The organism is Ruegeria sp. AL11 (assembly GCF_056540865.1).
On record NZ_JBQFXO010000018.1, the window covers coordinates 1 to 24,953 of the forward strand.

Annotated in this window: 23 protein-coding genes and 2 pseudogenes; 7 read left to right on the plus strand and 18 right to left on the minus strand. The window is 54.6% G+C overall.

The features are described 5' to 3' along the window. The 3 genes and pseudogenes from ACR0IP_RS22060 to ACR0IP_RS22070 form a co-directional block, all read right to left on the minus strand. A pseudogene (locus ACR0IP_RS22060) lies at positions 1–394 on the minus strand (uroporphyrinogen decarboxylase); the annotation flags it as partial. Then, positions 391–690 carry an ABC transporter permease subunit gene (locus ACR0IP_RS22065; RefSeq protein ID WP_480527991.1) on the minus strand — a complete coding sequence of 100 codons (300 nt, stop codon included), beginning with the start codon at positions 688–690 and terminating at the stop codon, positions 391–393. The pseudogene ACR0IP_RS22060 and the gene ACR0IP_RS22065, both read right to left, overlap by 4 nt. Continuing rightward, positions 656–940, minus strand: a complete 285-nt coding sequence (locus ACR0IP_RS22070; RefSeq protein WP_480527993.1) for a hypothetical protein — start codon at positions 938–940, stop codon at positions 656–658. The genes ACR0IP_RS22065 and ACR0IP_RS22070 overlap by 35 nt, the downstream gene beginning before the upstream one ends. A gap of 314 nt (positions 941–1,254) precedes the next feature. Between ACR0IP_RS22070 and ACR0IP_RS22075 the strand changes: the two genes are divergently transcribed. Genes ACR0IP_RS22075 through ACR0IP_RS22085 form a run of 3 tightly spaced genes read left to right on the plus strand, consistent with a single transcriptional unit; the run spans position 1,255 to position 4,303 of the window. Further along, complete coding sequence (locus tag ACR0IP_RS22075; protein ID WP_480527994.1) at positions 1,255–2,832, plus strand: sensor histidine kinase; 1,578 nt, start codon at positions 1,255–1,257, stop codon at positions 2,830–2,832. Positions 2,833–2,834: 2 nt separating this feature from the next. Next, entirely contained in the window at positions 2,835–3,206 is a 372-nt protein-coding gene (locus ACR0IP_RS22080; RefSeq protein WP_170689710.1) for a response regulator, read from the plus strand. Between the two features lie 8 nt (positions 3,207–3,214). After that, entirely contained in the window at positions 3,215–4,303 is a 1,089-nt protein-coding gene (locus ACR0IP_RS22085) for a response regulator (RefSeq protein WP_480527996.1), read from the plus strand. 577 nt (positions 4,304–4,880) lie between these two features. Here the strand turns inward: ACR0IP_RS22085 and ACR0IP_RS22090 are convergent. After that, positions 4,881–5,774, minus strand: coding sequence for an NAD(P)-dependent oxidoreductase (locus ACR0IP_RS22090; protein ID WP_480527998.1), 894 nt, complete (start codon positions 5,772–5,774; stop codon positions 4,881–4,883). A 195-nt stretch (positions 5,775–5,969) separates the two neighbouring features. On the opposite strand from ACR0IP_RS22090, the gene ACR0IP_RS22095 reads away from it, so the two are divergent. Then, complete coding sequence (locus ACR0IP_RS22095; protein WP_480528037.1) at positions 5,970–6,125, plus strand: MerR family transcriptional regulator; 156 nt, start codon at positions 5,970–5,972, stop codon at positions 6,123–6,125. Positions 6,126–6,742: 617 nt separating this feature from the next. Here ACR0IP_RS22095 and ACR0IP_RS22100 read toward each other — a convergent pair. The 4 genes from ACR0IP_RS22100 to ACR0IP_RS22115 form a co-directional block, all read right to left on the minus strand. Further along, positions 6,743–7,522, minus strand: coding sequence for an IclR family transcriptional regulator (locus tag ACR0IP_RS22100; protein WP_170380870.1), 780 nt, complete (start codon positions 7,520–7,522; stop codon positions 6,743–6,745). A gap of 11 nt (positions 7,523–7,533) precedes the next feature. Next, positions 7,534–8,892 carry a TRAP transporter large permease gene (locus ACR0IP_RS22105; RefSeq protein WP_170380872.1) on the minus strand — a complete coding sequence of 453 codons (1,359 nt, stop codon included), beginning with the start codon at positions 8,890–8,892 and terminating at the stop codon, positions 7,534–7,536. Then, positions 8,892–9,557: a TRAP transporter small permease subunit gene (locus ACR0IP_RS22110; protein ID WP_170380874.1), complete on the minus strand. Its 666-nt coding sequence runs from the start codon at positions 9,555–9,557 to the stop codon at positions 8,892–8,894. Before ACR0IP_RS22110 ends, ACR0IP_RS22105 begins: the two co-directional genes overlap by 1 nt. Positions 9,558–9,626: 69 nt before the next feature. Beyond that, complete coding sequence (locus ACR0IP_RS22115) at positions 9,627–10,865, minus strand: TRAP transporter substrate-binding protein (RefSeq protein WP_170380876.1); 1,239 nt, start codon at positions 10,863–10,865, stop codon at positions 9,627–9,629. Between the two features lie 108 nt (positions 10,866–10,973). On the opposite strand from ACR0IP_RS22115, the gene ACR0IP_RS22120 reads away from it, so the two are divergent. The 3 genes from ACR0IP_RS22120 (at position 10,974) to ACR0IP_RS22130 (ending at position 14,701) form a co-directional block, all read left to right on the plus strand. Further along, positions 10,974–12,569: a GMC family oxidoreductase gene (locus tag ACR0IP_RS22120; protein WP_480528001.1), complete on the plus strand. Its 1,596-nt coding sequence runs from the start codon at positions 10,974–10,976 to the stop codon at positions 12,567–12,569. A 495-nt stretch (positions 12,570–13,064) separates the two neighbouring features. Next, positions 13,065–14,006: a hypothetical protein gene (locus ACR0IP_RS22125; RefSeq protein ID WP_480528003.1), complete on the plus strand. Its 942-nt coding sequence runs from the start codon at positions 13,065–13,067 to the stop codon at positions 14,004–14,006. Between the two features lie 332 nt (positions 14,007–14,338). Then, entirely contained in the window at positions 14,339–14,701 is a 363-nt protein-coding gene (locus ACR0IP_RS22130) for a nuclear transport factor 2 family protein (protein WP_170718326.1), read from the plus strand. 170 nt (positions 14,702–14,871) lie between these two features. Here the strand turns inward: ACR0IP_RS22130 and ACR0IP_RS22135 are convergent. The 10 genes and pseudogenes from ACR0IP_RS22135 to ACR0IP_RS22180 all read right to left on the minus strand — a co-directional run bounded on the left by ACR0IP_RS22135 (position 14,872) and on the right by ACR0IP_RS22180 (position 24,941). Further along, positions 14,872–15,534 (minus strand): annotated as a pseudogene (locus ACR0IP_RS22135) (IS6 family transposase). 119 nt (positions 15,535–15,653) lie between these two features. Next, entirely contained in the window at positions 15,654–16,394 is a 741-nt protein-coding gene (locus tag ACR0IP_RS22140) for a metallophosphoesterase family protein (RefSeq protein WP_170380886.1), read from the minus strand. A gap of 13 nt (positions 16,395–16,407) precedes the next feature. Then, positions 16,408–17,463 carry an aldolase/citrate lyase family protein gene (locus ACR0IP_RS22145; RefSeq protein ID WP_480528005.1) on the minus strand — a complete coding sequence of 352 codons (1,056 nt, stop codon included), beginning with the start codon at positions 17,461–17,463 and terminating at the stop codon, positions 16,408–16,410. 14 nt (positions 17,464–17,477) lie between these two features. Then, positions 17,478–18,278 (minus strand): 2-oxo-hept-4-ene-1,7-dioate hydratase, encoded by an 801-nt coding sequence (gene hpaH, locus ACR0IP_RS22150; protein ID WP_480528007.1) that lies wholly within the window; start codon positions 18,276–18,278, stop codon positions 17,478–17,480. Beyond that, the gene (locus ACR0IP_RS22155) at positions 18,275–19,129 is read right to left on the minus strand and encodes a fumarylacetoacetate hydrolase family protein (RefSeq protein ID WP_480528009.1); all 855 of its coding nucleotides are present in this window, start codon (positions 19,127–19,129) and stop codon (positions 18,275–18,277) included. The genes hpaH and ACR0IP_RS22155 overlap by 4 nt, the downstream gene beginning before the upstream one ends. After that, on the minus strand, positions 19,126–20,523 hold the full coding sequence (locus ACR0IP_RS22160; RefSeq protein WP_480528011.1) for a pyridoxal phosphate-dependent decarboxylase family protein: 1,398 nt from the start codon (positions 20,521–20,523) through the stop codon (positions 19,126–19,128). Before ACR0IP_RS22160 ends, ACR0IP_RS22155 begins: the two co-directional genes overlap by 4 nt. A gap of 3 nt (positions 20,524–20,526) precedes the next feature. After that, positions 20,527–22,008 carry an NAD-dependent succinate-semialdehyde dehydrogenase gene (locus ACR0IP_RS22165; RefSeq protein WP_480528013.1) on the minus strand — a complete coding sequence of 494 codons (1,482 nt, stop codon included), beginning with the start codon at positions 22,006–22,008 and terminating at the stop codon, positions 20,527–20,529. A 24-nt stretch (positions 22,009–22,032) separates the two neighbouring features. After that, the gene (hpaD, locus tag ACR0IP_RS22170) at positions 22,033–22,875 is read right to left on the minus strand and encodes a 3,4-dihydroxyphenylacetate 2,3-dioxygenase (RefSeq protein WP_170380896.1); all 843 of its coding nucleotides are present in this window, start codon (positions 22,873–22,875) and stop codon (positions 22,033–22,035) included. 155 nt (positions 22,876–23,030) lie between these two features. Beyond that, the gene (hpaE, locus tag ACR0IP_RS22175; protein ID WP_480528015.1) at positions 23,031–24,539 is read right to left on the minus strand and encodes a 5-carboxymethyl-2-hydroxymuconate semialdehyde dehydrogenase; all 1,509 of its coding nucleotides are present in this window, start codon (positions 24,537–24,539) and stop codon (positions 23,031–23,033) included. Between the two features lie 3 nt (positions 24,540–24,542). After that, positions 24,543–24,941 carry a 5-carboxymethyl-2-hydroxymuconate Delta-isomerase gene (locus tag ACR0IP_RS22180; protein WP_480528017.1) on the minus strand — a complete coding sequence of 133 codons (399 nt, stop codon included), beginning with the start codon at positions 24,939–24,941 and terminating at the stop codon, positions 24,543–24,545. Positions 24,942–24,953: the final 12 nt, after the last annotated feature.

Consider the following 24,953-nt stretch of genomic DNA (forward strand, 5'->3'; position numbering starts at 1 on the left):
TCGACGCTCCGCCGGCCATCTGCCACAATGGTGCATTTCGTGTTTTGCCGCGAATATCCCAAAGGGCAATATCCACGGCCGAAATGGCAAACGAGGCGATCCCGCCCCGCGCGACGTAGTGCACATGCCACTGCATGGCGTCGTACAGGCTTTCGATCTGTTCAGCGTCTTGTCCTACAAGGAACGGTGCCAGATCATGCTGGATCATCGCCAGGATGGCATGACCACCCTTGCCCCCCGTATAAGTATATCCGACCCCCTCGACCCCATCCGAGGTTTGAATAGTAACTGTGATCAGTTGAAAAAACGTGTGATCCCCATGTTTGGCATCGACGAGGACCTCTGCGAGCGGAACGTTGAACAGCCGCGCTGAAACACTTTCTATGCGATTCACGAACCCAAGACCTTCTGCTGCCTGGCAATAACCCGAGACTGTAAAAGGATGACCGCAAATAGAAAGCCTCCACGTATGACCATCTGCCAATAGGCACTGAAACTGATGGTGCCCTGACCGTTTTCAAAGTTTGGAACGTTGAAGACCAGCCCCAGCAACAGCGCTCCGGCCACCGTCGCAAGGATCGAACCCATCCCACCCGTTAACAAGGTGCCGCCCACCACGACGGACGCGATGGCCGACAATTCCCATCCGATGCCCTCAAGGGGTTGTCCGGCTCCAAAACCCAAGGCCAAAAAGACTCCGGCCAGCCTCCGGCAGCGCAACCTGAACTGCGTTTGGGCTGAGATACTTAGCAACAACCGACGTAGAGGCCGCAACGGATCCGACCGACAGATCACTCCCGCCAGTCATGATCACGAAACGTATGCGCAGCGCGATCGCAACGAACATCGCGTTGTAATTCAGGAAAGACGAGAAATTGTAGGCGCTGCCAAAGTTTACACAGCGCATCAGCCCGAACAGGATCAAAGCCAGCAGTGCCATCCAAACCGTCACCGAGGCCGAATTGCACCAAAGGAACTGTCAGACGCATATTGAGTGCCATCGCCCTCACTCTCAAAGTGCCTACCTGATATCGAAACACCGCAGCTTTGAGCGGTGTATCTGCCAATCGCAGGATTTCATAATGGTAAAAGCAAAAGCCGGCAACGAGCTGGACGGTCCAATTCACAAGGCGCCATTACTCATAAGCATAATTATTCAACTTCCCTGAGCTTCTTCAATGATTTTGTGATCCGGCATTTCTGATGCATAATTAGTCAATTGCATATCCGATCAATACTGTCGGGAGCGATTGCATGACTGCCGAAACTTCTGATTTCGTGAAAGCCGCAGATAGCGCAAAAATAACCTCTACCAATTCGCCCAGCGGGTTTCACATCAAGATAAGAACCAAGTTGCTGGTCGCGCTACTTGGTATTGTCGGGTTAATGCTAATACTGGCGTTCACCGGGCTATCCGAGTTGCGCAAAGCGAACCTTCGAACTGCTGAGTTGCTTCAAGATCAGGTACGGCTATCAAATCTAAAGGTGTTTGAAAGCAGTCTGCAAGAAATCTGGTTGAATGGAACGGCAATTTTTGCTGAGACTGGAGGCAACACCATGCTTGGCGACAGTGCAGGGTTCTTTGAAGCTAAGCTGCATGTTATTCAGTCGCTTGGTCATCTCATTGAGACAAGGGATCAACCGGATCTTAGCCTTTTTTCCAACGATGAAATCGCGGATGTGTCGCGAAAGACTCGAGAAATAAAACGAATAGGACTTGATATCGTTGAGCGATATGAAGCTGGGCAGATTGTAGTTGCCAAATCAATATTCGAGTTGCAGCTGGTCCCAATAATTAAGTCTTTGGACAATCTGATTGAGAAACGATACCTGCTTTTGCGCGATGGTATGCGCTCGAAAGCTTTGATTAACCAAAACGCGTTTGATCAATCGTGGCGAATGGTGCTTGCTTCAGCTGGGATTGCAGTCGTTATTGCGATTTTGCTTGGCTTCCTGCTCAGCAAATCTTTGATCCGCACGATTGAGCAAATCCGGGTCACGCTAAGAAAAGTTGCTCAAGGCGACTTTACCGCCCGAGCTAATATCAAGAGCACCGACGAGCTTGGAGATCTCGCCCGCAGCGCCAATCGTATGACAGAGCGTTTGGGTACGTTGTACGATGAGCTTGAGACTGCAAACCTGCACAAGTCGCAATTTCTCGCCAATATGAGCCATGAATTGCGAACTCCGATGAATTCGATCCTCGGATACACCGAAATGATCCGGGATGGAATTTATGGTCCGGTGCCCCAAAAAATCGACGATCCGCTGCATCGGGTTCAAGTGAATGGTAAAATACTACTGTCATTGATCAATGATGTTCTGGATCTTTCAAAGATTGAAGCCGGAGCACTCGAACTGGCACTGGACACATATTCGATGTCTGAGATCCTCACAGACGTTGTTTCCACGATTGAGCCTATAGCAGCGAGCAAGGGACTGGAAATCCGCACCAAAGTAGAAGGCGGACTCCCCACTGGGCATGGCGACGCGGGTCGAATTAGACAGGTCTTACTTAACATCGTCGGAAATGCGGTAAAGTTCACCGACAAGGGCTACGTCGAAATAAACTTGGCGCGTCGTGATCAACGGTTTGTAATAACCGTAACTGATACAGGAGTTGGAATCTCCGCAGAGCAAATTGATGAGGTTTTCCTGGAATTCAAACAGGCTGACGCCTCGTCTACGCGTGCCGCCGGGGGTACTGGCCTCGGTCTGTCTATCTCTCAAAAGATCGTAGAAATGCACGGTGGGCGAATTGAAGTCGCCAGCAGCCTTGGCAACGGTTCGACTTTCACTGTTGTACTCCCCGTCCAGGCCACGAGGAGCTGAGCATGTCGAAAAGAATACTTGTCATAGAAGACCAGGCTGACAACAGACGCATACTCCGAGACCTTCTAGGCAGTCACGGCTTCGAAGTGCTGGAGGCCGAAAACGGAGCGCAAGGAGTAGACCGAGCGATTGCTGAAAAGCCCGATCTAATCTTGATGGATATCCAGATGCCAGAATTGGACGGCTACGATGCCACCCGCCAGATAAAGCAGCATCCAAAAGGCGCGAACATTCCAATCATCGCGGTAACATCCTTTGCTTTGTCTGGCGACGAAACAAAAGCACGGGAAGCCGGATGCGACGATTACGTTACCAAGCCCTACAGTCCGCGTGCTCTGTTGGCCAAAGTCATTACCTTTGTTGGACAGGTCTGAATGAAAAAATGAAAGACCCACCACTCATTTTGATTGTCGATGACCAGCGGGACAATCGCAACCTGCTGACCATGCGACTTAGCGCGCATGGTTACAGTACTGCCGAGGCCATAGATGGCGAAGACGCTATAGAAAAAGCTACTGATTTGTCGCCCGACTTGATCTTGCTAGACGTAATGATGCCTAAGCTGGACGGTTTCGAAGTCTGTCGAAGATTGAGAATGGATCCAATACTCCCCTTTATTCCGGTGGTTCTGATAACAGCTCGTTCGAACACTGAAGATATGGTGCAAGGGCTTGAGGCTGGTGCAAATGACTATCTCACCAAACCAGTTGACACAATTGCACTCATTGCTCGTGTACGTTCCATGCTCCGAACAAAAGCTTTGCATGACGAAGTGCAGGGCTGGAACAAGGAACTCGAGAAACGAGTAAATCAACAGATTGGTCAGATTGAGCGGTTCAATCGTTTGCGCCGCTTTCTACCAAGGCAAGTGGCAGAAGAAATTATTTCGGTTGGTAATGACAGCGCTATTCTTAAGAACCGAAGAGCGGACATCGTCGTTTTGTTTGCGGATCTAAGAGGATTCTCGGCCTTTACGGAAGCCTCTGATCCTCAAGTAGTACTGGAAGCCCTCAACGTATTTCACAATTGCGCTGGACCACTGATTGAACGGCATCAGGGCACACTTGAACGTTTCTTGGGCGACGGCATCGTTGTTTTGTTTAATGCCCCGCTGCGGGCACGCGATCCTACAGGCCAGGCTGTCACCTTTGCGAGCGAGCTGCATGTTGCGGTCGCAAACGCGCTTGGACCCTTTCAAAAGGAGGGATCGAGCTTGGGTCTCGGGATCGGTATCGCCAAGGGTGAAACCACTATTGGCTGTATCGGATTTGAAGGCCGGATTGACTATGCGGCCATTGGAGAAGTGCCAAATCTTGCAGCTCGCCTATGTGAACACGCGCGAGCTGCCGAAACACTAGTCGATGCGTCGGTTGTCGAAGCGTTAGGAACATCCAAGAAAACACGATTTTTACGGGATCAAGAATTTAAAGGACTGACCGGAAAGGTACCTGTGTTTCAGCTTCTGAGTTAAGGTGCTGTCGATCAATTCGAACCAGTCTTAGCGAGGCTGGCAATGCTGCCCTCTATTCCAAACGTCGAGAAACACCCGACGGTGCTTGAGGACAGCTATTCTGTGTCCAAGTGGAGAATTGGGCTACGGCAAAAAGTTTCCAACGAAGAAGCGGGTTCGACATCCGTGGCTTGCGGATCAACAACGAGATTGAGCCGCATGAACGCTAACTGAACTTGTCAGCCTGTATACATGATGCCTCTCTACGCCGCAGGATTATTTTTGCATGTATTGACGCGCGCTATCTTGGCCAAATGGTTGACAGCTGCCAGACGGTCGATGGCTTGGATTATCAGGTTTTCAACGTATCAAACGACAACCACTCTGTGAGTTTAACAACATCAGAGTTGGTCGTGCCGATTTATTAAATAATTGAATTTAATAAGAAAATTAAGCTGGATCAAACCTTCCATTCAAAACGCCAAGGCAAAGAAACTTCTCGGTTTTAATCCTCAGCATGATTGCGGGGACTACCTGAAATCCAAGTTCCTGCATCTTAAAGATTTCGCTCTTAATTGCGCGTACAACGCGACCAGAATTACGCCTTGGATACGCCGTTTCTCGCAGCTACGAAATCGACAAGGTGAGGAACATAGTCGTTCGGCCCATCACCTCCAGCGGCGAGCGCCATAGCAAAACTGTTCTTTGCGGCGTTTCCGATTGGATTGGACAGCCCCACTTCATCTGCCATGGCTTCGAGGTAACGCAAATCTTTTAGAGCATTGGACAGAGTGAATTTGTGGGACTCTCGATTGCCTTCAACCGCGTAGCCCATAAAGGTTTGATAAAACCCGCAATCCATCCTGCTGCCACGAATGACCGAGTCGAATTCCTTGGTGGAAATTCCGACTTTTTCGGACAATGCCAACGCTTCTGAATAGAGCGCCGCGTATCCCAGTGAAAGAAAGTTATTCAGAAGCTTCATTTTGTGCCCTGCAGCACATGGGCCTATGTGAACGATGGTCTTTGCCCAAGCTGCAATAACAGGCTCCAACCGCTCAAAAACAACTGGGTCAGCGCCGACCATGGTCGCCAGCTCTCCGTTCTGTGCCTGCACAGGTGTCCCGCCCAACGGCGCGTCCGCCATATGGTGACCGGCCTGCGCTAACTTATTTGCGAGTGCCGTAGTGGAATTCGGGTCTGACGTGGAACAATCCACAATGACGCTACCGGCTTGCATGGTTGGCATCATGGCCGCGACAATTGCCTCGACCTGAGGTGAACCGGGTGCACAAATATGGATAACTGAGGAAACTGCCGCAAGCTCCGCGAGGCTTTCCGCCTCCGTCGCACCCTGAGCGACCAAGTCATCGACAGGGCCACGATTTCGATGAGCAACCACACTAACTGTGAAGCCTGCTTTTAGCAGATTTGCGGCCATACCCTGACCCATCAAGCCAACACCAACAAATCCTATCGTTTCTTCGCTCATCGAGGCCTCCATTCAACTCTTACTGAGCATCACTTTGGACCAGTACGGAATGCAAACGCAATGACGGCTTCTTTGACGTTGTCGAAGTGACATTGTCTCGCATAGCTTCTTTAGTAGCTACAGGATCAAGACGGGAAAACTCGCACTTTAGCGATTGGGGAAGCATCCCGGCAAGGCGGTGTCGACTTTGAAACGATCCACTACAATGAACGCGAAGGGATCGTGCTCAAACCAGAACGGGCACCGAATATTCGGCGAATTTATTGCCCATACGATGTTGGAAGGCTTCGCTTTCTCAAGAATTGCCGCAATTTGGGCTTTCCACAAGCCGAAGCAAAAAACGCTTCTTAAACTTTCCGAAGGCGACGGCGAGAATTACCGATCCGTCGAAGAGCTGGCTGAACTCCATGTCCTTAGTGTGTGCTCTAGAATAGGCAAACTTGGGCGCTTGGAAGCTGCATTTGTCGAGCTTTCAGCCAACTACGACACCAGGATTATTTCTTGCCCAATGCTTTCTAAATTGCGCACTAGAAAACGGAACTTTGGGCTAGATGGGTCGTTCGTTACCGGAAACAGATGTCCACCGTGCCGACTTTGCGACCTTCCCACTTTGTGCTTCAACGACCGATTTCGAGTTTCTAGACCAACTATTCCTGTCGGCCGTGCCAAATAAATGGAGGCCTGACCCGAGCTCTGAAAGCTTGTTATCTTCATTCGTTAGCGGGCATTCAGCAACGCCGAGACATCCGCTTTCGATGTAACCAATGCTTCCCGAGATCGCACGATCTTTCAGGAGAGCGTCAAACACGCTCGTAGTTTATGCCAGCGATAGCCCTGCCCTTTGTGCGATCCGAATGACCGTGACGCGGCGGATGATAATGCTCGGGTAGCTGATTTCCTGAGTCGGCTAGAAAAGAATATATTTTGTCTGATTTGACCAAATCTTTGACCGTAGCCGCGAGTAGAAATCAGTTAGCTAGCATTTCCGAAAGCTCGCCTGCTCCTTTTTGCAGGATGTTCAGAAAGGACAGCAGGCTGTTGACGTCGTGGCGTTGGGTTGGGGCATGTACCGAAAGTGTGCCTACTAATCTGCCTTGACCATCACGAATAGGCACAGCGATGGCCGTCATTCCAGCCATGAATTCCTCATCATCTGTCGAGTAACCGTTCTCAGCGATTCCGCGGATTTCTTCGCGTAGTGCTTTGGGGTTCGTTAGGGATTGTTCGGTCCGCGGTTGTAAATTGCCTGCAGAGAGAAACCCATCCAACGTCTTCTGACGCAGGGTAGACAGGTACATTTTGCCGCTAGCAGTGCAATGGAAGGGCACCTGAGTACCGATTGGCAATTGAATGCGTAGCGGCCATTTCGTTTCAACCCGGTCGAGGTAGATCATCCCTTCCCGGTCTGGGATGGCTATGTTACAAGTCTCACCCACGTTTTCGGCGACGCTGCGCAAGATTGCCAAACGCGCCGTGCGCAGGTGTTCGGAAGACATTGTATTGACCGAAAGCGACCTCAGCCGGTGCCCAGGACCAAATGAGCGGCCATCCAGATCTCGTTGTAGGAAACCTTCGGCCTCAGCGGTTTGCAGCAGACGGTGGATTGTGGGCTTGGCCAGTCCCAATGTCTCGATTAGGTCCGATGGTTTGACGGCGACCCCGCGCCGCGCCACCTCCTCAAGGATGAGAAGAAGGCGCAGGTTGGTCGGGATCTGAGTTTCTTTGTCTTGTGTTTCCGTCTCGGCCATCCCGCAACATTCTAGTTATTTGGCAGCAGGATCAAGGCCAGATCGGGCACAAGCGACACCAATATCCATACGGACAGCAAAGCCACCAGATAAGGCACCGTGTATCGCAAGAGACGGAAGTAGGGTACACCCGTCACGCCTGATGCCACATAGAGGTTCAAACCGTAGGGCGGAGTGATAAAGCCGATAGACGCGCCCACCAGGAAGATCACCGAGAAATGGATCGGATCTATCCCAACCGAGGCCGCGATCGGCGCGAGGATTGGCGCAAGGATGATCGTCACCGGCAAGCTTTCCAGCACCATACCGGAAAAGAAGACGATCACCATCGAGGTAAATAGAACCGCGTGGTAGCCGCCCATTGAGGTTACAAAGTTCCCAATGGTTTCTTGCGCCCCCAGCAGCGACAGGATTTGCTGCATCACCACTGAAATTGCGATAAGCGGGGCAAGGATACCTGTGATCTGGGCTGACCGGATCACAATTGAGGGGATCTCGGGGATCGTAAAGCCTTCGACCACGAACATCTCGGCGTAGCTTTTTTCGGTCGGCGGAATATCGTTCCGTGCGCCCATGATCCGGTTGATCGGATAGCTGACCAACCCGGCGATCACACAGAAACCAACGGTCACACCCGCCGCTTCGGTGGGTGAGAACTTACCTGTGTAGATGCCCCACAGAACCAGCCCGATGGCGAAGAAACCCAGCCATGCGCCGAACGCGGTTTTCAGCACCCGGTTCAGTTGCAGCGGGATCAAGTGGCCCCAGCCGTTCATTCGGCAGATGATCCAGCAGGCAAACTGCATACCAAAGACCATCAACGCACCGGGCAGGATGCCCGCGACGAACAGCTCCGAGATCGGCAGGTTCATCAGGAACCCATAGACGATGAAAATAATCGACGGCGGAATGATGATCCCCACCGTGCCCCCCGCCGCCGCAGTGGCCGCACTGAACCGCTCATCATAACCGCCCTTGACCATCTCTGGGTGCAGCATAGAACCAATGGTGGCGGTCGTGGCCGAGTTCGAGCCCGAAATAGCGGCGAACAATCCGCACGCCCCCAGAGAGGCCATCGCCAGCCCGCCGCGTATCCAACCCAGACATGCATAGGCGAAGTCGCTGAGCCTCCTCGCGATGCCGGATTTGTTGATCAGGTCTCCGGTCAAGATGAACAGCGGCATCGCCAGCAGGGCAAAACCCTTGTTGAAGACGTTCAAAAGCTCGGCGCCCATATTGTCGAGCGTCAAGCCGAGGACAAAGGAACAACCGATGACCCAGTAGCCGATGACCAGCAGAACCGGTACGCCCAGCATGAATAGAAAGGTGACCCCAAGCGAGATCAATGTGACCATGGTTCCATCTGTCATTAGTCTGCTCCGATCACGGCCTGCTTGATGAGAGGCTCGCCTGTTTTCCAATTGTGCAGATCATCCGCGAGGTTTTGAAACACGCGCCCGACCATCAAGAAGAAAGACAGCGGCGCAGCCAGAAGGAACCACCACTGCATGACGTTGTCGGTACCCAGTACGATCTGGAAATTTGACGCAGACAGGGCCACCAGTCGGGTTGTGGTGACAATGACAATCACCGCAAAGATAAACCACAGAACCGCATCAAGTATCAGGCAAGTAAGTTGCCCTGCCCTCGGCATCGCGGTGCGGAATTCACTGAAACTCAGATGCGTGCGAAGGCGTACGTTGTAAGACGCCCCGAACCACGCCATAACCATAAAAAGCAGGGGTGGAATGGTCGTTGACCAAGGCTCTTGATCGTTAAACACAAAGCGGTCGATCACGCCCCAGAAGATGATCAGTGCAATGGCAAGATACGAATAAACCATCACTGATCGTTCCAGATGGCGTTCTATGAAGGGCACCTTTCGATAGACCAGCATGACCAGAAGTCCGCCAATTGCAGAGGCCACTGCACCCAGAACCCAAGCAGCGTCAGATTCCAGAGCGGATTGAATCTCGAACGAATCCTGGCTGAGAAAGGCGCTGAAGATCGCGCCTATGTCTGCCCATAACGACATGTACCCCGTCCTCCCAGTCGGTGTGTCTTTTGGAACCGGCCCGTTTGAGGGCCGGTTCACATCAGCTTATCAGGCTTGGCCCATCCACCAACGGCGCGGTTCGACGTTTTCCGGCAGGGTATCGGCCGGAATTTCACGCGCGATGTCGTAGATTTCCTGATACGTATCGATGCCGCCAGCCCATTTATTCAGGCGTTCACGCCACTGCGCCCAAGGCTCAGGGTTGTAGTTCGGAGCGCACATCTCTTCGGCCAGTTTGATCTGATCGTCCGGCAGGAAGGCCGGGCGGACACCGTTTTCGGCAAAGATCGTGTTGGGAAGCTGCGGCTCCGAGAAGCCAACTGTGTTCAACAAAGCAGCCTCATTCGCACCTTGGATCAACGCCTGAGTGAAGTAGGAAGACTCCATCACTGCGTCCTGCAACTCGCCTCCGAGGCTATCGAAGACCTTGGCCGACATCGAGGTGTGCTCGGTGCCGCAGAAGAACTTCAGGTTCACCGACTGCGATACCACCGGCGCCATATTGGCGTAAGCCACAGCAGAGGCCCAAGTTTCGGCCCCGTCAATCAGACCTGTTTTCAGAGCGTCCAACGTCTCTTCCCAGGCCACCGGAACCGGGTTCAGGTTCAGCAACTGCATTGCAATCCGGCCCAACTGCGTGCCGGTCACGCGGTTCTTGGTGCCGAACAGCTCTTCCAGTTTGGTTACTGTGGGCTTGTCCGCAAAGGTCGAGCCCATTTGCAGGCCGCGCAGTTCGCAATGGGTAAACAGGAACTTCAGCCCATGCCGTTTCTCCAGGGGGTCGCGGAGAATGCGCTGGCTCGCGGGGCTGTAGAAGAAATGGTACTGCGCCGCACGGCTTGGGAACATATAGGCGTAGTCCAGCACGTTCAGATAAGGCGCGCCACCAGCCGAGTTCTGGGTTGAAGCAGCGTAGATATCGACGATTCCCTGCTGCGTTTTTTCAACACAGCTAAGTTGTCCGCAGATCTGATTGTCGCCGATGAACTCGATCCGAATCTCACCATCTGTGCGTTCTTCCAGATCACGCGCGAACTCGATAGCCCCGGCGCGTTCGATCAGAAGGTTGCGAGTGTTGAAGCCTGAAGCGCCAAACTTCAGCGTGTGCTTGGGCTCTTTTGAGAACCGCTTTTCATACGTGGATTCAGCCGCTTGCGCCAGGTTGGCTAAGCTCATCGCTCCACCAAACCCGCCGGCTGCCAGCAGAGTCGAACTCATACCGTAACGGCCAGCCACACGGAAGAAATCCCGCCGCGAAATACCACTTAGTTTCTTACCGATCTCCATTGCTTACCTCCCTGATCGCAATTATTGAGACGTTTTGTATCAAAAAAGGCTAGTATATTTCTTACATCTTGCATAGAGTTTTTTCGACGGCGTGAGGAGGAGGCAGTCATGGAAGTGGATTATGCGGTTGTGGGCGCCGGGTCTTCGGGCTGCGTCATTGCCAACCGGCTGAGCGCTAATCCTAACACGACCGTTGCGCTACTTGAGGCAGGTGGCCGCGATACAAACCCATGGATTCACATCCCCGTTGGCTACTTCAAAACCATGCACAACCCATCGGTCGATTGGTGTTATCGCACCGAACCTGATCCTGGTCTGAATGGTCGATCCATCGACTGGCCACGCGGCAAGGTACTGGGCGGGTCATCCTCATTGAACGGTTTGCTCTACGTTCGTGGGCAGAAAGAGGACTATGATCGCTGGCGGCAAATGGGCAATGAGGGCTGGGGCTGGGACGATGTCCTGCCCCTTTTCAAGCGCTGCGAAGACCAGGAGCGAGGTGAAGATGAATTCCACGGCGTTGGTGGGCCCTTGTCCGTATCCAACATGCGTATTCAACGCCCGATCTGTGACGCGTGGGTGGCCGCAGCGCAGGCGGCGGGCTATCCGTTCAACCCCGATTACAACGGCGCGGAACAAGAGGGGGTGGGGTATTTCCAACTAACCACCCGCAATGGCCGCCGGTGCAGTGCAGCCGTTGCCTATCTGAAACCCATTCGGGATCGACAAAACCTAAACATCATTACAAATGCGCTCGTAACGCGCGTGGTTCTGGAGGGAAAGAAAGCAACCGGTCTGGTGTACCGGGATCGCTCTGGAACAGAGAAAACTCTGACCGTCCGGCGCGAAATCATTCTGTCCGGCGGAGCGATAAACTCGCCGCAAATCCTGATGCTTTCAGGGATCGGAGACCCAGACCACCTGAAGGAAAACGGTATCGAACCCCTGCACGCCTTGCCTGGTGTTGGCAAAGGACTGCAGGACCACTTGCAGGCTCGATTAGTGTTCAAATGCAATGAACCGACACTGAATGATGAAGTCCGCAGCCTGTTCAATCAGGCGCGTATCGCCCTAAAATACGCGCTGTTCCGTGCAGGCCCTATGACCATGGCCGCCAGCCTTGCCACCGGGTTCATGAAAACCCGCGAGGATGTAGAAACCCCCGATATCCAGTTTCACGTTCAGCCCTGGTCCGCCGACAGCCCTGGCGAGGGCGTTCATCCGTTCTCAGCCTTCACCATGTCGGTCTGCCAACTGCGCCCTGAAAGCCGGGGGGAGCTACGCTTGAACGGCCCGGATCCCTCTAAATATGTCAAGATTATACCGAACTATCTGTCCACTGAAACGGATTGCCGAACCATTGTTGACGGAGTGAACATCGCCCGCAGAATAGCCAAGCATAATCCTTTGGCCTCAAAGATTTCAGAGGAATTTCGGCCAACGGCTCAGCTGAGTTGCGACGACTATGAAGGCACGCTGGACTGGGTCAGATCAAACACCGCATCCATCTATCATCCTACCGGTACTTGCGCGATGGGAAGCACCGAAGCATCGGTCGTAGACGCAAAACTAAGGGTACACGGTATAGCAAACCTGCGTGTGGCAGACTGCTCTATCATGCCGGAAATCGTCAGCGGTAACACCAATGCGCCAGCCATCATGATCGGTGAAAAAGCTAGCGATTTGATACGTGCGGATGCGTGACCTAAAAATGGAGGTAAAGATGTTTGATCCCTCGGTTTGGCTGTTTGCTCTTCTCTCTGGAAATAGAAAACCGACGTTGGGTCTCCAGTTATTCACCATTGCGGCATTCGCTTTTAGTGGGATTAAACTGGTCAACATGATCCGAAAAGGCAAATTCACGCCCGGAGTCTCGGTGTTCCAGTAGTTCGCCAACTTGGCAGGATAATTGATCCACTTGGCAACTCCGTTCAGTGGAACGAACCTGCCCTGCGCCGGGGTTGTATTGAAAATAAATAGCGCGGACGAAGCTGCCAATTTCAGGCCGTTCAGTTGTGTATATACGGTCGACACTATTGGCGATGGTTCTGCCCAACTAAAGCCTAGACGAGTATATTCTCACTACCCATTGAGCTTGCTTCGCTACTCTTGCGGTTTCTTACCAGACTCTTCTTCATTGGACAGGAAGCTTACTGTAAGAATTGAATCCGCGACCCACAGCTTGCAAAGGTAACTTGTGTGATCAAGGGCATTTCGAAGCGGACCATCATCGCCGGCTTGCTAGGTGTGACGGTGGCAATCAGCGCCGGAGTTGTTTGGTTCATAAAGTATGGACCGGGGTCTTGGACTGACAACATATCCAATCGCGACCTCATTGACACGACGCCAGATGCTGGCCTGCCTAGAGAAATGAACAGCCAATCCGCCAATCTCCTCTCGGCCTTCCACGGGCTTAATGCACTTCCACGCGTCTCCAATGTGATTTGCAGGGGGTCTGCGGGCAACACCGGAATGCCAGTGATCTTTTCTACTGAGATAGATATCGCGACTATGCAGGCCGGAGATTTCAAAGTTACAACTCGGTCAGGCGCGTCGGGGAAGATGCACTGCGCGTCCGTGCTGCCAGCCACAGACCCTGGTGAGTTGCGCACGGTTCTTTTGATAGGGCAATTGGGACCCGCCGAAACCGACCCACCGGTTAGAGTTGACGTTGTCGGACATTTGCATTCGATCGACGGCATGCTTGATTTTCAGGGAGTGAGTGCGTCGGTGATACCCTTAGAAGACGGACCATCGATTGTTTTGGCCGAAGTTGTGGAGGACTGGACATTAGTCGGCACTTTGGGCCCGCGTCGCGTCAGGGGCAGCCTCTGCCCGACGGACGGTGTCGTTCAGGCGGTCCGAGTGACGTGGGAAGGGGGTGTGACGCTTAAGGATGGCAGCGAACCAGGTGAGACAGAACGCGATCTTTATACTATCACCGTCGAGGCACCCGATGGGACCCGTCGTGAAGTGAAGCCGCTCACGCTCGCCAACCTGGGTGACGGGGACAACAATCATATGCTGTGCATGGACACGACAGATCGGCCTATCTCAGTGTCCTTTCCAGAAGGCGTCTTTACGGACCCGAACGATGATTTGAACCCAGCTACAAAGATTAACGTAACTCCGTATCGGTAAGCATCCTGGCATGACCACTCCGCAGTCTTAGGGTATATGGATACATCGTCTCGTGCTGTTGCGTTATTAGGTACAACAGGTTTCATCGTTGGAAGCGGAATAGAAGTTCCGCTTTGGCTCAAAGTGGACCTTCGCTGTATCTGCGATGAATGTCTGCTTTTCGGGTTCAGCTACCATCCATCAAACTCCTTACCTAAAGCGTCAAGACGGCCCAAGCAGCGACAATTGGCTTTCCCAAACTTAAGTATTTTTCACGCACATACGAAGGTGAACATCGAGACAGGCTATTGTGATAGTCTGACAACACCACCGGGTAAACTTAGGAGGAGAAAATGTCGGATGTTGAAAGTGTAAAGGCGCTCGACGCTTCCATCATTGAAGGAATAAATGCTAAAGACGCGGGTATGGCGACAGCGGCTTACGCCGAGGATGGAGCCCTAATGCCACCTGGTGCTCCTACAATGTCTGGCCATGCTGCCATTCGAGAGTATTGGCAGGCGGCAATTGACGGGGGCTTGGAGAACGTTTTGGCCAATCCGACAGCAGCTCATGTCAGTGGCGATTTTGCAGTTACGATGGGGACTCTCACAGGTTCAATGGGCGGGCAAGAACTTGCTGGGAAGTACGTTCTTTACTTTCGAAAAGGCAACGACGGCTGGAAGGTTCAGCGCGACATCTGGAACTTCGACGCATGACGCTCAGAGATTGCGGTTTGCCCCGTCTCTGATTGACAACGCAATCGCCAACTCGCTGGAATCGCATCGCAATTCCAGATCAGTGAAGACAACTGATGTGAAGCGGGCGTGAGTAGCGGTGCTGTCAGACAAATTCGAACCAATCTCAGCTAGACCAGTATAACTACCCTTTATGCCGCACCAAGTTCGCGCCACTCGGCGGGAGCGGCGGAACGCGTCAGCCTGAAGGTATCTCTGCTGGCGAGCGATCTTTCTTAGCTGAAGTGGTTGTAGACGGAAGAGTGGATGGCGGCGAATTTCTGCGGACTTCACACGCGCCTGATACGCTGAATGGCGCGTTCGCGCTGGCGAAACCGCAGGTGCAAATTCTCAACGCGGTTATTAAACCACCTACCCGTCTGCTGTTTTTCGGAAGCACCAAGATCTAGGAGAGCGGCACGGTACGATGCGAAGCGATCCGTGACAACGTTTTCCGCTTTTTCGTGTGGCTTTATCAATTTTTTGAGGAATTTCAGTGCTGCAGCTTTGTTCCGGCGTTTGGTGACAACGGCTTCCAGCACTTCACCTTCGTGATCGACGGCACGCCAGAGATAGAGGCGTTTGCAATTCACCTTCACGAAAACCTCGTCCACGTGCCACCTCCATTTTGAAAAAGCTCGGAGTTGCTGAACCCGTTTTCTTCGGATCTCTCACGCAAACATCGGACCGAACCTGTTCCGCCTTTCTCGGACAGTTTAGTGGCTCACATCAATGCCTCGCTCATGAAGTAGATCTTCGACATTGCGAAGCGAGAGTGGAAACCTGATGTACAGCATCACCGCCAAGCGGATGATCTCGGGGCTGGTTTAGAAGTACTTGAAGGAGGCAGGTTTAGTCATTCCTAAATGCTATGCAACCGCCCTGCTCCGCTCAAGCAAAGTTCTTGTGACAAGACCTTCTGGTTTACCGAAACTTATAGGGAGCCAATGTAAGTCAGGGGCTTGCGCCCCTCGTCGTGCAACAGCCAACACTTCGATCCTTCGAAAACCGCAACCGTCAGAGGTTTGCCATATCCCGCCCCGGTATCGATGTTCACACGGTTTCCATGGTGTTCAGGGTTGGCGACGTGGGTGTGGCCGTGAACAACCAGCCACGGGTGAGGGTCCGGACAGTCCAGAAACTCGTCTCGGATCCAGATCAGGTCGTCGGGGTCCTGACGATGCAAGGGGATGCCGGGCTGTATGCCTGCATGGACGAACAGCACGTTGTTGCGCAGGTAGTAGGGCAACAGACCTGCCAGAAAATCGATATGGGCCTGCGGCACGGCGGCTTTGGCCTGAGCATGGACCTGATATATTCGATCCCCTTCGCTGACCTTAACGCCATAGGAGTTTAGCGTCTCAACGCCGCCTATCCGAGGATGCAGCCAATGATACCCGACCAGTAGACGCGCGTCGTTTCGCGGGTAGTCCTCAAGGAACATTGCGCACATCTGATCGTGGTTGCCGCGCAGGAATGTCCAGTTTCTGCCTTCGGACTGTCCTTTCACCAAAAGGTCCAGAACCTCCCGGCTGTGGGCGCCGCGATCCGTATAGTCACCGATAAAGACGACTTGCGCATCATGCCCGCCGTCCTTTTCGATGCGGGCCAGCGCGTCTTCTAGCATGTGCAACTGACCGTGGATGTCACCAATGGCATAGATAGGTTCTGGCATTTTTTTGGCGCTCTTACTCAGACCATTGGATACGGAGCTCTTCCCGAAAGGCAAAACGCACCAGGTGGGCTTCGATCACGCCTTTCCACTGCTCCAAGTCCCCGCGCGGCCCGGTCGCAGCGTTAATCGTCAGCCTGTCGTCATTCGCTTCAAGGGTCACGCTGTCGCCATCCGCAAAGGCCACGCTTCCCTTCTTTTCGTCAAAAAACACCTCGGCCTTGTGCGACCAGTGTTTACACAGTTGCTGCAGATATTTGCTGGCCGCAGCGGTTTCCGCAACGCCTGAGGCGGTCTGATCCGGCAGCAGGCCCAGCCCGATTTCGGCGGCGTTACGCATTGCAGTTGCAAATAGAGTCACGTCAATATTGGTGGCCATGAATGTGGCCCCTAGATCCAGGCATTTGCGTTGCATTGCCGGATCAAGGGTCAGGATACCCGCCGCCTTACCCGCCGCCACGATGCGGGCCAGCGCGTCCAAAACGGCCGCAACCACATCGGGGTGACCGGCATTTCCGATATGCCCCATATCGGCGGCCAGATCGGATGGGCCGATGAACACCCCATCCACATCGGTTGTTAGAATATCGTCCAGCGCCACCAGACCCTTTTTGTTTTCCACCTGCACCAGCAGGCAAATCTGTTCGTCCGCCGTTTTCAGGTAGTCCGGGATGGCTGAAAACCGCGAGGCCCGCGCCAGTGCCGATCCAACGCCCCGCACGCCATGCGGTGGGTATTGTACTGCCCGAACCAGCTCACGCGCGTGATCCCCGCTTTCGACCATGGGCACCAGAAGGTTCTGCACGCCCGCGTCCAGATACTGCTTGATCATCCAGGTTTCGCCTATCGGCAGGCGCGCGACCGGGGTGCTACCTGATCCTTCGATCACCTGCACCTGTTCGAGGATCGAGCGTAGATCATTCGGCGCGTGTTCACCGTCAACCAGCAGCCAGTCGAACTGCGCGGTTGCTGCGATCTCAGCGGTATAGGCGTTGGCCATCCCGATCCAGCAGCCGATCTGCGGCTGCCCCGCCTTGAGAGCGGCTTTGAACGTATTCTTTGGCGCTGGCATATGCGGCTTTCCTTTCAGGCGAAATTGATATCGACCGAGCCAAATGGCCCGAAATCGGCATGGATTTCAGTACCTGACGGGCACTCGACCGGGCGGATAAAGCTGCCGGACAGGATGATTTGACCGGGTTCGATGTATTGTCCGTATTGCGCCATGCGGCGGGCCAGCCAGACAACGCTTTCGACCGGATCGTTCAGAACGCCCGCGCCTAGGCCGGTTTCCTCGATTTCACCATTGCGGAAGGTCAGCGCACCGACCCAGCGGAGATCAAAAGCATCCACGGTGTGCCGGTCCGCGCCCAGCACGATACCTGCATTGGCGGCATTGTCGCTGATCGTGTCAAATACTGTGCGAGATTTGCCGGACTCGGGATCCACACGTTGAATACGCGTGTCGAGGATTTCAATGGAAGGCGCTACATAGTCCGTAGCAGCGATGATATCCTCGCGCGTGACGTTTTCGCCTCCAACGGCAGACTTCATCACAAAGGCGATCTCGGCTTCGATGCGCGGCTGGATGAAACGACCTTCCGGAACCGTTCCACCGTGTTCAAAGGCCATGTCATCAAACAGGATGCCACTGTCAGGGATGTCGATGTTCAGCGCATATTGCATCGCTTTCGAGGTCAAACCGATCTTCCAGCCAATCACCTTGCGCCCCTCGGCTAGTTTCTGGCGATAGATGGCGTTCTGCACCTCGTAGGCATCGTCCATGCCCATCTCGGGGTGGCGCAGGGTTAGCAGGCCGATCTGATCTCCATTCCGTTCAGCCATCAGCAGATCAGCAGCTGCGCGGGAATGATCTTCGGGCGTCATCGCATTTCGTCCTCTACAGTGTTGCGCAGCGTACCGATGCCCTCGACAGCGACCTCAACCACATCACCCGGGGCCAAATATTTCGGAGGATCAAACCGAGCCCCTGCCCCGGTCGGCGTTCCGGTAACAATGATGTCGCCCGGCTGCAGGCTCATAAAGGTCGAGATGTATTCGATTTCGCGCCGGATCGGGAACATCATGCGGTTCAGGGTGTCGTCCTGACGCAATTCGCCGTTCACGTGGGTCTGAATACGCGCATCGTCCAGTTGCGCGGCGTCGGTGAACGGCACCAGCCACGGGCCGATGGCACCCGTGTTGTCCCAGTTCTTGCCTTGCGTGACGTTGAACTTGGCGTGACGCACCCAATCCCGGATCGTACCTTCGTTGCACAGCGTCAGGGCTGCGATGTGGTCGTAGGCGTCCTCCTGCGAAATCCGACGCCCAGTCTTGCCGATGATAATCGCCACTTCGCCTTCGTAGTCCAGCGTGTGGTTTTCCGGCGGACGGATCAGAGGGCGGTTGTGGCCGGTGAAGCCGCTTGCGAAACGTGGGAACAGCGACATGTATTTTGGCTGTGCGCTGCCGTCTTTGTATTCGGCGTTGCGGTCCGGGAAGTTAACGCCGACGCACAGGATGCGGCGGACATCGGGCATCACCATCTCGTAGGTGAAATCCGTGTGGGTCACGTCCCTACTATTGGCGGCTGCTGCCAGTTGATCAAACGCTCCAGCAGCGATTACCTCATAAAGGCTCGCATGATCTGGGAAAGCATCATTCAACGCAATTGCGCCGACATCCGCGATCGCACCAAAGTAAGTCTGCCCATCGGCAGAGAAGGTTGCGAATTTCATTTAAGTGTCTCCCAAACCTCACGAATAACGTCTGCTGCCATCAGTACATCGTCGCGTGTTGTATCGAATTGTCCGACCTGAAAACGAATGATCTTGCGACCATCAAACATGCCTTGGGTCAGATAAATTCGGCCGTCATCATTCAGCGCATCAACCAGACGCTGCTGCATCGCATCGTCACCCGGGCAGCGGAAGGAAAACAGGCTGAGTATCGGCCCAGTCGTGATCTCGAACCCCTCCATCGCGCCAATCTTCTCGGCCACTTGATTGGCCCAAACCACGTGATTTCGGATTCGTGTACGCAGACCGTCCAACCCGTAAGAGCGCAACAAGAACCAAATCTTCAGCGCACGGAACCGACGTCCCAACGGGATAGTCCATTCCGAATAATTCGTCACCTCTGCACCGGTTGTCTTGAGGTATTCGGGTTCGATCTTAAGCGTGTTGAGCTGCGGTGTGGCGTCACGCAGAAACTGGATGGCGCAATCGAACTGAGCGCCCAGCCATTTATGTGGGTTGAAAACAATGCTGTCATAGCGATCAGCCCCGTCCCAAAGGGCCTCGCGGAACTCCGGGCAAATCATGGCCGATCCGGCCCAAGCCGCGTCGAGATGGGTATAAAGGTCGTATTTCTGCGCGATGTCAGCCACAACTTCCAGATCATCACAGGCCCCAACGCCCGTGCCGCCGGTGATCGCAATGATCCCGGCTGGCACATAACCGGCTTCGATGTCATCGCGGATAGCGGCCTCAAGCGCGACGGCGTCAATCGCGTAGGTCGGTCCCTGTGTCGGCAGCTTGACCAAGTTATCCTGGCCGATTCCAGCAACCCAACAAGCACGGTCAATCGAGGAATGCACCTGGTCTGAGCAGTAGATCCGCAGCGCCCCTTTGGTGTTCAGCCCCTGGCGATTGCCTGTGTACCCAGTGGCGCGTTCGCGCATCGTCAGAACCGCAGACAAAGTCGCCGAAGACGCGCTGTCCTGAATGACGCCGGTCATACCATCCGGCAGACCTAGCGCTTGTCGCAGCCAGTCCACCATAACGCCTTCGACCTCAGTCGCCGCGGGTGCGGTTTGCCATAGCATGCATTGCGCGGCGATGGTGGTCACCAGCATCTCCGCCAACATTGAAGGCGGGGCAGCATTCGCCGGGAAATACGCAAAGAACCGAGGGTGCTGCCAATGGGTGATCCCGGGCATCACGATACGTTCGAAATCGGCCATGATGGCCTCCATCGGCTCACCAGATTCCGGGGGTGAGACCTCAAGCTGCGCGGCAATTTCCCCCGGCGTTGTCTGCGCCCGAACAGGCCGATCCGCCAAAGTCTTGTGGTAGTCAGCAGCCCAACTGGAGATCTGCTGCCCCCAATGAGAAAATTCGTCCCAATTCATGCACTAAGCCTCCTCAGAAGGGGAAATTCCGCCCATGCAGATGTACTTCAACTCCATGAAATCATCGAGGCCATATCGAGATCCCTCGCGTCCAAGACCCGACATTTTGACACCGCCGAACGGAGCCTCTGCCGTTGAGATCAGACCGGTGTTCACACCGACCATCCCGTATTCCAACGCCTCGGATACGCGCCAGACACGCGCCATGTCACGGGAATAGAAATACGAGGCCAAGCCGAATTCGGTATCATTGGAAGCGGCGACAACCTCGCTTTCGGTTTCGAATTTGAACAAGGGAGCGACGGGGCCAAAGGTTTCTTCGGTCGCCACCGCCATATCCGAGGTCACGTCGGTCAGAATGGTTGGCTCAAAAAACGTGCCGCCAAGTGTGTGGGGTTTACCCCCAAGTGCGACCTTAGCCCCTTTTGAAGTCGCGTCACCGATGTGTTCGGCGACTTTGTCCACGGCGGCATGGTCGATCAGAGGACCGAAAACGATACCTTCATCAAACCCATTCCCGGTTGGCAGGGCCGCAACTTTTGCAGCCAGCTTTTCAGCGAAGGCGTCATAGACCCCGGCCTGCACGTAAATGCGGTTTGCGCATACGCAGGTCTGACCGTTGTTTCTGAACTTGGCGATCATGGCGCCTTCGACGGCAGCATCCAGATCGGCATCGTCGAATACAATGAACGGCGCATTGCCACCCAACTCCAACCCTAGCTTCTTGATCGTTGGCGCGCATTGCGCATAAAGCATCGCTCCGATCTCAGTCGAACCGGTGAAGGTCAGCTTTTGCACGATCGGGCTTGAGGTCATCTCGCCACCTATCTCCCGCGCCGAACCGGTAATGACCGAGAACAAACCAGCGGGCAGTCCCGCTCGTTCGGCGAGAACGGCAAGTGCGATGGCCGAGAACGGCGTCTGGCTAGCAGGTTTCAACACCATCGAACAACCCGCCGCAAAGGCCGGTCCAGCCTTCCGGGTGATCATGGCGTTGGGAAAGTTCCACGGCGTTATCGCGGCCACAACGCCGATGGGTTGCTTGACAGTAATGATCCGCTTGTCCGGCGCATGGCCGGGTGTGACATCGCCGTAGGCCCGGCGGGCCTCTTCCGCGAACCACTCGATGAAGCTGGCGCCATAGGCGATCTCGCCCTTGGCCTCGGCCAAAGGCTTACCCTGTTCAGCGGTCAGAATGGCACCCAGATCATCCTGGTTTTCCATCATCAGATCATACCAGCGACGTAAGATTTGGCTGCGCTCTTTCGCGGTACGTTTGGCCCAGTCTTTCTGCGCGCGCTGCGCATCGGCAATCGCCTCGACCGTCTCGGCAGCACCCAGATTGGGCACACGCCCGATCACCTCACCCGTCGCCGGATCTATCACGTCAATCGCGCGCTCACCGTCTGAAGCATCAACCCATCTGGACCCCACCCGCGCCCTTTCGGCAAGCAGGCTTGGATCGTTAAGACGCAGTTCAGTCATTCGAATTTCCCTGTGTTTCCGGTTTTAGACCGAGAAGCTGACATTTGCCTGCCCGGTCCCGGAGCTACCGAAATACGGGGTGTAGATGTCGATCTTGCCCTTGTAGCTGCCCCAACCGAGGGCGCCGAACAGCAAGGCGGTATCGTTCATGGCGCACTCGCCCGCGCATTTCTTCGCGTAGTCGGGCAGAAGTTCGAGGAACTCTTCGAAGCGGCCTTGTTCCCAAAGATCCAGCACGCGCATATCCATCTGGCGATTGAATTCGCCGTTTACCGAATTCAGTCCATCGACCGATCGTTCATTGGGGGTGAAATCGTGGCTCAACGACCCAGAAGCCAGGATCGAGACGTTCCGGTCCGAGCGTCGGATGCCTTCGGCGATGGCTTCACCCCAGACCCGATTTTCAGCGATGGACGAGAATTGGTTGACTGCCACGGGCAAAACCCGCGCATTCACGCCTTCGTTGATGAAGTGCATCGGAAGCAGGGTGCCGTACTCCATACCCATATCGGGGTGCGAATGCCCAAGGGCCCGTTCGCCACGTTCGCGCAGAACATCAAGGATGGTTTCCCCAAGCTCGTGATCGCCGCGATAGTCGAACTCCATATCCGCCAGCATGTGCGGCAGTTCATGACTAATGAACCGGCCCTTGTGGTGCTCTTTCGTGTTCAGGTGGAACCCCTGATTGGTGATCCAGTGGGTGTCAAAAATGACAAACGTATCGACCTTGCGGTCGATCGCATCCTGACGAAGGCGCGCATAGCCATCGATGGCAGGTTGGCGGATGCCTTTGTATTTCGGCATCGTGTGGGACATCCAGATGCTTGGCACATGCGTTATCTTCGCGGCCTGTACAATCTTTCCCATGGCAGTTCCTCCTCGCATTTGTAATGCCTGGCAACCAAAGTTGAAGCTACCTGACATCCTTCGGTCCTGCAGTAAGCGTAAAGTGCCGGACCAGTTTGTGCGCGTTTACTTCTATCCTAGCTTTGTCCCCGCCCAATGGGGACAGTGCCGCTAATTTACTTCCCCAATTGCATGATCTTGTGTTGACCGGTTGCAAAGCCAATGTGCTTTTGCTCCATATAAAACTCGAACGACCAGTCGCCACCGTCGCGCCCGATACCGGACGCTTTGACGCCACCAAAGGGCGTCGGCAGGTGGCGCACATTTTCCGAGTTCACCCAGATCATTCCGGCCTCAAGCTTGTCGGTAAAGCGCAGCGCCCGCGTCAGGTCGTTGGTCCAGACATACCCGGTCAGACCATAAGGCGTGTCATTGGCCATCTGCAGCGCTTCTTCCTCAGTTGAGAACGGGATTGAGGTCAGGACAGGGCCAAAAATTTCTTCACGCGCAATGCGCATCTGGTTGGTGGCATTAGTGAATAGGGTCGGACGAATGAAGTACCCCTCGTCACCCAGCTTCACACCTCCGGCTGCGACGGTCGCGCCGTCCTCTTTGGCGATGTCGAAATAACTGGTCACCTTGTTGTAGTGCTCTTCCGTCACCAGCGGACCGATTTCGGTTGCCGGATCCAGAGGGTGGCCAACCTTGATGTTGTTCACACGTTCGATCAGCTTGGCCTCGAACTCTTCCTTGATGCTGTCCTGCACCAGCAAGCGCGAGGACGAGGTACAGCGCTCGCCGTTGATTGAATAGATCATGAAGATCACGGCATCCAAAGCGCGGTCCAGATCGGCATCGTCGAACACGATGACCGGGTTCTTGCCGCCGAGCTCCAGGTGCATCCGCTTCAGCGTGTCCGCGCCCTGTTTGGTGATGATGCTACCTGTGCGGCTTTCGCCAACAAAGGCGATGGCCTTGATCATAGGGTGCTCGGTCAACGCCTTACCCGCATCGGGGCCAAAGCCGTTCACAGTGTTCAGTACACCTTTGGGCAATCCGGCCTCTTCGGCGATTTCGACTAGCAAGCGGGCTGACAGGGGCGAATCCTCGGCGGGTTTGTGAACCACGGTACAGCCTGCAGCCAGAGCGGGCGCGATCTTCCAGGTCGACAGCATGAACGGCGTGTTCCACGGGGTGATCACGCCAACCGGACCAATCGGCACGCGGGTGGTGACATTCATCAGGGTCGGCGATTTCAGATGCTGACCGTCGCGCGCCTGCACAACCTGATCTGCAAAATAGCGAAAATTCTCGGCTCCGCGCAGAGCCGCCTTGGACATAAAACGCAGGGTCTGACCCGTGTCCCAGCATTCGCACAGCGCGATTTCCTCGGCACGTGTTTCGATGGCATCCGCCACGTTCAGCAGAATACGGCGGCGTTCGCTGGCAGGCATGTCGCGCCACTCTGCAAAGGCGGCATGGGCTGCTTTGGCCGCGGCGTCGATGTCATCTGCTGTACCGTGTGCTACATCGCAGATCACAGACTTGTCGACTGGCGAGGTAGACTGAAATACGCCAGCGGAACCAGCAACATCCTCGCCCGCGATACGGTTCTTGATGCCTGCCTCTTTGAACCGCGCCAGAAATCCCGCCAGTTTTTCGATGTTGGTGTCCAGTGCGCTCATGGGTCAGGTCTCCTGCGTAGTGGCGCCAAGGTGATCGCGGATCGTACCAGTCTTGGGCGAAAGCTTCGGGTCGATGTCGCGCATCTCAAGCGAGAGCGCGATCGAACGATGTTTGAAGGCTGGTGCCAAATACGCTTTGACCGCCTCAAAAATACGCTGCGTGGCATCCTGCTTTACGTCATCGGACCGACCGGCGCGCAGGCGGATCGAGATATCGATAAAGCCATGCGCCGGATCACCGTCTGCAATTGCAAAGTGATTGACCCGCACAGCGCGGACACGAATTCCCGGCATCGGAAAGGTGTCAATCTCAGCAGCCGTTGCTCGGATGCACTCACACAAGCCATCCATGTCGACCTTGTCCTCTAGGTTCCCGGAATACTCGACGTGAAAATGTGGCATGTGCCCTCCCCT

Excerpts from the sequence above, each read along its gene's own strand:
- hpaE (WP_480528015.1), bottom strand. The coding sequence starts at position 24,539 with ATGAGCGCACTGGACACCAACATCGAAAAACTGGCGGGATTTCTGGCG.
- ACR0IP_RS22070 (WP_480527993.1), bottom strand. The coding sequence starts at position 940 with ATGGCACTGCTGGCTTTGATCCTGTTCGGGCTGATGCGCTGTGTAAAC.
- ACR0IP_RS22180 (WP_480528017.1), bottom strand. The coding sequence starts at position 24,941 with ATGCCACATTTTCACGTCGAGTATTCCGGGAACCTAGAGGACAAGGTC.
- hpaD (WP_170380896.1), bottom strand. The coding sequence starts at position 22,875 with ATGGGAAAGATTGTACAGGCCGCGAAGATAACGCATGTGCCAAGCATC.
- ACR0IP_RS22160 (WP_480528011.1), bottom strand. The coding sequence starts at position 20,523 with ATGAATTGGGACGAATTTTCTCATTGGGGGCAGCAGATCTCCAGTTGG.
- ACR0IP_RS22075 (WP_480527994.1), top strand. The coding sequence starts at position 1,255 with ATGACTGCCGAAACTTCTGATTTCGTGAAAGCCGCAGATAGCGCAAAA.
- hpaH (WP_480528007.1), bottom strand. The coding sequence starts at position 18,278 with ATGACGCCCGAAGATCATTCCCGCGCAGCTGCTGATCTGCTGATGGCT.
- ACR0IP_RS22130 (WP_170718326.1), top strand. The coding sequence starts at position 14,339 with ATGTCGGATGTTGAAAGTGTAAAGGCGCTCGACGCTTCCATCATTGAA.
- ACR0IP_RS22140 (WP_170380886.1), bottom strand. The coding sequence starts at position 16,394 with ATGCCAGAACCTATCTATGCCATTGGTGACATCCACGGTCAGTTGCAC.
- ACR0IP_RS22115 (WP_170380876.1), bottom strand. The coding sequence starts at position 10,865 with ATGGAGATCGGTAAGAAACTAAGTGGTATTTCGCGGCGGGATTTCTTC.
- ACR0IP_RS22085 (WP_480527996.1), top strand. The coding sequence starts at position 3,215 with ATGAAAGACCCACCACTCATTTTGATTGTCGATGACCAGCGGGACAAT.
- ACR0IP_RS22100 (WP_170380870.1), bottom strand. The coding sequence starts at position 7,522 with ATGGCCGAGACGGAAACACAAGACAAAGAAACTCAGATCCCGACCAAC.
- ACR0IP_RS22145 (WP_480528005.1), bottom strand. The coding sequence starts at position 17,463 with ATGCCAGCGCCAAAGAATACGTTCAAAGCCGCTCTCAAGGCGGGGCAG.
- ACR0IP_RS22110 (WP_170380874.1), bottom strand. The coding sequence starts at position 9,557 with ATGTCGTTATGGGCAGACATAGGCGCGATCTTCAGCGCCTTTCTCAGC.
- ACR0IP_RS22105 (WP_170380872.1), bottom strand. The coding sequence starts at position 8,892 with ATGACAGATGGAACCATGGTCACATTGATCTCGCTTGGGGTCACCTTT.
- ACR0IP_RS22090 (WP_480527998.1), bottom strand. The coding sequence starts at position 5,774 with ATGAGCGAAGAAACGATAGGATTTGTTGGTGTTGGCTTGATGGGTCAG.
- ACR0IP_RS22155 (WP_480528009.1), bottom strand. The coding sequence starts at position 19,129 with ATGAAATTCGCAACCTTCTCTGCCGATGGGCAGACTTACTTTGGTGCG.
- ACR0IP_RS22165 (WP_480528013.1), bottom strand. The coding sequence starts at position 22,008 with ATGACTGAACTGCGTCTTAACGATCCAAGCCTGCTTGCCGAAAGGGCG.
- ACR0IP_RS22120 (WP_480528001.1), top strand. The coding sequence starts at position 10,974 with ATGGAAGTGGATTATGCGGTTGTGGGCGCCGGGTCTTCGGGCTGCGTC.
- ACR0IP_RS22080 (WP_170689710.1), top strand. The coding sequence starts at position 2,835 with ATGTCGAAAAGAATACTTGTCATAGAAGACCAGGCTGACAACAGACGC.